The organism is Burkholderia sp. E168m23 (assembly GCF_016586125.1).
Classification (GTDB): domain Bacteria; phylum Pseudomonadota; class Gammaproteobacteria; order Burkholderiales; family Burkholderiaceae; genus Burkholderia; species Burkholderia orbicola.
Window position 1 is genome coordinate 1 of record NZ_BCPP01000501.1, and the last position, 5,173, is coordinate 5,173.

6 protein-coding genes and 1 pseudogene are annotated in these 5,173 nt (G+C 66.6%); 5 read left to right on the plus strand and 2 right to left on the minus strand.

The genetic code is table 11. The features are described from left to right. Positions 1–111: 111 nt before the first annotated feature. Together rpsI and erpA are read left to right on the plus strand one after the other, a co-directional pair. A pseudogene (gene rpsI / locus JMF90_RS23160) lies at positions 112–234 on the plus strand (30S ribosomal protein S9); the annotation flags it as partial. 228 nt (positions 235–462) lie between these two features. Continuing rightward, positions 463–834 carry an iron-sulfur cluster insertion protein ErpA gene (gene erpA / locus JMF90_RS23165; protein WP_006476903.1) on the plus strand — a complete coding sequence of 124 codons (372 nt, stop codon included), beginning with the start codon at positions 463–465 and terminating at the stop codon, positions 832–834. Between the two features lie 107 nt (positions 835–941). Here the strand turns inward: erpA and JMF90_RS23170 are convergent, their stop codons facing one another. After that, the gene (locus JMF90_RS23170; RefSeq protein WP_078040659.1) at positions 942–2,090 is read right to left on the minus strand and encodes an anhydro-N-acetylmuramic acid kinase; all 1,149 of its coding nucleotides are present in this window, start codon (positions 2,088–2,090) and stop codon (positions 942–944) included. A 142-nt stretch (positions 2,091–2,232) separates the two neighbouring features. On the opposite strand from JMF90_RS23170, the gene tyrS reads away from it, so the two are divergent. The 3 genes from tyrS to JMF90_RS23185 are packed head-to-tail and all read left to right on the plus strand — an operon-like array spanning position 2,233 to position 4,618. Beyond that, positions 2,233–3,474 (plus strand): tyrosine--tRNA ligase, encoded by a 1,242-nt coding sequence (tyrS, locus tag JMF90_RS23175; RefSeq protein ID WP_078040660.1) that lies wholly within the window; start codon positions 2,233–2,235, stop codon positions 3,472–3,474. After that, the gene (gene dtd, locus JMF90_RS23180) at positions 3,471–3,929 is read left to right on the plus strand and encodes a D-aminoacyl-tRNA deacylase (RefSeq protein ID WP_011544595.1); all 459 of its coding nucleotides are present in this window, start codon (positions 3,471–3,473) and stop codon (positions 3,927–3,929) included. The genes tyrS and dtd overlap by 4 nt, the downstream gene beginning before the upstream one ends. A gap of 23 nt (positions 3,930–3,952) precedes the next feature. Next, positions 3,953–4,618, plus strand: a complete 666-nt coding sequence (locus tag JMF90_RS23185) for a histidine phosphatase family protein (protein ID WP_011544596.1) — start codon at positions 3,953–3,955, stop codon at positions 4,616–4,618. A gap of 65 nt (positions 4,619–4,683) precedes the next feature. On the opposite strand, the gene JMF90_RS23190 is transcribed toward JMF90_RS23185, so the two are convergent. Then, positions 4,684–5,173 (minus strand): ParB/Srx family N-terminal domain-containing protein (locus tag JMF90_RS23190; RefSeq protein WP_201325470.1); only part of this gene is annotated, 490 nt, incomplete at its 5' end.

Genomic DNA, 5,173 nt, shown 5'->3' on the forward strand with positions numbered 1-5,173 from the left:
CGGCGCGCGAACGCGGCACCTCGTGCGCGCCGAGCAGTTCGGCGATCAGTGCCGTTTCCGTGTAATAGCTCGTATAACTTCGTATAATGTATGCTATACGAAGTTATTACGGATGCGACGCTGAAGCCGTCGCTGTCGAGCGCAGGCTTCGTCACGCGCGATGCGCGTGAAGTCGAGCGTAAGAAGGTCGGTCTGCGCAAGGCACGCCGCGCAAAGCAGTTCTCGAAGCGTTAATTCCGCTTCATGGCCTCGCCGCTTTCGAGCGGCGTCCGCCGAAAAAACCGCCAGCTTTCACGCTGGCGGTTTTTTTATGCCCGCTGACTACCCGCACCCGGGCCGCTGCGGCCGCCGCCCGCGCGGGCGCGTTTGATGAAATCGACAAGAACCTATTGATTTCATGGACATCAGCACGATCTTCTGATCGGCCCTACAATAGCGGCTAAAGCTTTTTGGAGAGTTCGAATGAACGCTGTTACCGAAACCGCAGCAACGACGACCGATATGCCGCTGCCGTTCGTCTTCACCGACGCCGCAGCCGACAAGGTCAAGCAACTGATCGACGAAGAGGGCAATCCCGACCTGAAGCTGCGCGTGTTCGTGCAGGGTGGCGGCTGCTCGGGCTTCCAGTATGGCTTCACGTTCGACGAGGAAGTCAACGAGGACGACACCGTGATGAACAAGAACGGCGTCCAGCTCCTGATCGACTCGATGAGCTACCAGTACCTGGTCGGCGCCGAGATCGACTACAAGGACGACCTCAACGGCGCCCAGTTCGTGATCAAGAACCCGAACGCGACCACCACCTGCGGGTGCGGTTCGTCGTTCTCGGTCTGAGCGCACGGCAGATCCGCGCCGGTTCGCCGGAATGAAAAACGGGGCTTCATGCCCCGTTTTTTTATGCGCGCTCGCCCTGTGGCGCTTACCGCGCGGCGGATATCGCGTCAGCGCGGATAGAGCGCGCCGAGCACGCGGTTGCCGGCTGCGCCGGTGACCGTCGCGAGATTGCCGGGCTGGCGCGCGGTGAAGCGGTACGCGAGCCACGCGAACGCGAGCGCTTCGACCTGCTGCGGCGGCACGCCGAGTGCGGCCGTGGTGTCGACCGCGGCCGGCACGCCGGCCTCGCGCAGCGCGTGCCGGAGCGCGTCGAGCAGTACCGGATTGCGTGCGCCGCCGCCGCAGACGAACACGGCCTTGCAGCCCGGTGCGTGCTGCGCGATTTCGCGCGCCACCGATACGGCGGTGAGCGCGGTGAGCGTGGCCTGCACGTCCTCCGGTGCAACTTGCGGGAACGCGGCGAGCTTGGCGTCGAGCCATGCGGGATTGAACAGATCGCGTCCGGTGCTCTTTGGCGGCGGCGCGGTGAAATACGGTTCGTCGAGCAGGGCGTCGAGCAGCGATGCCTGTACGGTGCCGCGTGCGGCGAACTTCCCGCCGTCGTCGTACGGCTTGCCGAGGTGGCGGGTCGCCCAGGCATCGATCAGCGCGTTCGCGGGGCCGCAGTCGAAGCCGCGCACGTCGCCGTCCGCGCCAGGCAGGATCGTGATGTTGCTGATCCCGCCGAGATTGCAGACGACCCGCGTTTCGCCCGGCGCGCCGAACACCGTCGCATGGAACGCGGGCGCGAGCGGCGCGCCGTGACCGCCGGCGGCCACGTCGCGGCTGCGGAAATCGGCGATCACGTCGACCTGCGTCAGCTCCGCGAGCAGCGCCGGATTGTTGAGCTGGCGCGTATAGCCGCGCTCGGGGCGATGGCGCACCGTCTGGCCGTGCACGCCGATCGCGCGGATCTCGTCGCGCGACAGCCCGGCCGTGCGCTGCAATTCATGGCAGCACACCGCATAGCGCGCGACGAGCGCATTCGCGGCGAGCGATTCGCGGTCGATCTCGTTGTCGCCGGGCTGCTGCAGCGCGAACAACGCGTCGCGCAGCGATTGCGCGAAGCCGACGAACGCTTCCGCGAGCACGACCGGCGCGCGGCCGGCCTTGAAACGCACGGCGACGCCGTCGACGCCGTCCATGCTGGTTCCCGACATCAGCCCGAAATAGATGCCGTCTGCCGGATGGGCAGGCTGCGGCTGTCGTTGCGGCACGTTGGGTTCTCCTGGATCGTGCGGCGCGGGCCGGTGCCGCGCGCCTTGCGCCCGATTATCCGCGCAACGTGACGCGTCGTTAAGCGATGCGCGCGCAAGTTATGGGAAAATCCCTGTTTTTGCGACATTCTTCCTGGCACCGATGAGCACCGAACCCAGTTCCAAGCCCGTTTTCCCGATCACCGACGAAGTCCGGCATGCGCTCGCCGTCACGAAGCGCGGCGTCGACGAGCTGCTGATCGAGGAAGAGTTCGCGCAGAAGCTCGCGCGCAGCGCAGCCACCGGCACGCCGCTGCGCATCAAGCTCGGCCTCGATCCGACCGCACCGGACATCCACATCGGCCATACGGTCGTGCTGAACAAGATGCGCCAGTTGCAGGATCTCGGCCATACGGTGATCTTCCTGATCGGCGATTTCACGTCGCTGATCGGCGATCCGTCGGGCCGCAACGCGACCCGCCCGCCGCTCACGCGCGAGCAGATCGAATCGAACGCGAAGACCTACTTCGAGCAGGCCGCGCTCGTGCTCGATCGCGACAAGACCGAGATCCGCTACAACAGCGAATGGTCGATGCCGCTCGGCGCGGACGGGATGATCAAGCTCGCGTCGCGCTACACGGTCGCGCGGATTCTCGAGCGCGAGGATTTCACGAAGCGCTTCCAGGGCGGCGTGCCGATCTCGATCCACGAATTCCTGTACCCGTTGATGCAGGGCTACGATTCGGTCGCGCTGAACGCCGATCTCGAACTCGGTGGCACCGACCAGAAGTTCAACCTGCTGGTCGGCCGCGAACTGCAGAAGCAGTACGGCCAGGAACAGCAGTGCATCCTGACGATGCCGCTGCTCGAAGGCCTCGACGGCGTCGAGAAGATGTCGAAGTCGAAGGGCAACTACGTCGGCATCAGCGAGAAGCCGACCGACATGTTCGGCAAGCTGATGAGCATCTCGGACACGCTGATGTGGCGTTACTTCGAGCTGCTGTCGTTCCGCAGCCTCGATGAAATCGCCGGCTTCAAGCGCGAGGCCGAGGGCGGCCGCAATCCGCGCGACTTCAAGGTGCTGCTCGCGCAGGAAATCGTCGCGCGATTCCACTCGCAGGCCGACGCCGAGCGCGCGCTCGACGACTTCAACCACCGCGCGAAGGGCGGCGTGCCGGACGACATTCCGTCGGTCACGCTGGCCGGTGCGCCGCTGGCGATTGGTCAGTTGCTGAAGCAGGCCGGCCTCGTGCCGTCGACTAGCGAAGCGCTGCGCAACATCGAGCAGGGCGGCGTGAAGATCGACGGCGCGACCGTGTCGGACAAGGGCCTGAAGGTCGAGGCCGGCGAGTTCGTCGTGCAGGTCGGCAAGCGCCGCTTCGCGCGCGTCACGCTGACCGCATGATCGCGCTGATCCAGCGCGTGACGCGTGCCGACGTGCGCGTCGGCGGCCGCACGACGGGCGAGATCGGCGCGGGCCTGCTCGCGCTGGTCTGCGCGGAGCGCGGCGATACCGAGGCCGCGGCCGACAAGCTGCTCGCGAAGCTGCTCGGCTACCGCGTGTTCAGCGACGCAGCCGGCAAGATGAACCTGCCGGTATCGAACATCGACGGCGAAGGCCGCGCGGGCGGCCTGCTGCTCGTGTCGCAGTTCACGCTGGCGGCCGATACCAACAGCGGGCTGCGTCCGAGCTTCACGCCGGCCGCGCCGCCCGACGAAGGCGCGCGGTTGTTCGACTATTTCGTCGCGGCCGCGCGGGCGCGGCACCCGATCGTCGAGACGGGCGAGTTCGGCGCCGACATGCAGGTGTCGCTCGTCAACGACGGCCCCGTGACGTTCTGGCTGCAAGTGCGGCCCTGATTCTTTCCCGGAGGCGCGCCGCGATGGCCACCACGCAGATTCTTTTCATCCGCCATGGCGAGACGGCCTGGAACCGCATCAAGCGCATCCAGGGGCATATCGACATCCCGTTGGCCGACACGGGGCTCGCGCAGGCGCAGCGGCTGGCGGCGCGGCTCGCGCGGGAGGCACGTGATGGCGCGCGGATCGACGCGGTGTATTCGAGCGACCTGATGCGCGCACAACAGACCGCCCAACCGTTCGCCGATGCGCTCGGGTTGCCGCTGCTGCTGCGCGAAGGGTTACGCGAACGCTCGTACGGCGCGTTCCAGGGGCACGACAGCACCGAGATCGAGGCGCTGTTTCCGGACGCGTATGCGGCGTGGCAGACACGCGACCCGGGCTTCGCGCCGGAGGGTGGCGAGTCGCAGCGTGAGTTCTATCACCGCGTGCTGCATGCGCTCGAACCGATCGTCGCCGCGCATCCGGGCGGCCGGATCGCGTGCGTCGCGCACGGCGGCGTGCTCGATTGCGTGTATCGCTTCGCGAACGGGATCGAGCTGTCGGCGCCGCGTACCTATCAGCTGCTCAACACCAGCATCAATGTCGTCGATTACGTCGATGGCCGCGCGCAAGTCGTGCGGTGGGCCGACGTGTCGCATCTCGAAGCCGCGAGCGACGATGACGACGGGTACCGCAAGGTACTCTGAGCACGCCAGCCCCGTGCGGCATGGCCGGCCCCGGGGTTCGCCTTCTTACTGCGTGACGCTTACGCTTACTGCGGCAGCGCGTGGCGCGTCTTGTAGTCGAGCGCGTACGCGATCTTGCCGGGCTTGTCGGCCGTGATCGGCTGGCGCAGCTTGTCGAATTCCCCCTTGCTGTATTTCTTCCCGCTGTTGATCGCATCGGCGCGCCCGAGGTCGACGCCCGTCTTGCCGTCGATCACGGGGTCGGTGGCCGCGACCATCCGCGTCGACGCATTCCAGACCGCATTCAGGTAGCCCGTGTCGGCCTTCGCCGGGTCGGGATCGGTCGTGCCGCCGCGCGTGAGGTCATAGTTCGCCAGCGCGAACGTGCCAGGCTGCGCGCGCAGCCAGTCGGCCCAGTAGAACTCGAGGTAGTCGGTCGCTTGTGCGGGCTTGCTGTAGCCGATGTCGCGCGTGAAATAGACGAGCGAGCGGTAGCGGTCGTTCGTCATCCCGAGTTTCAGGCCGAGGCCGCTCGGCAGTTGCGCGGTCGTGATCGGCTGGCCTTCGCCGTTCTTC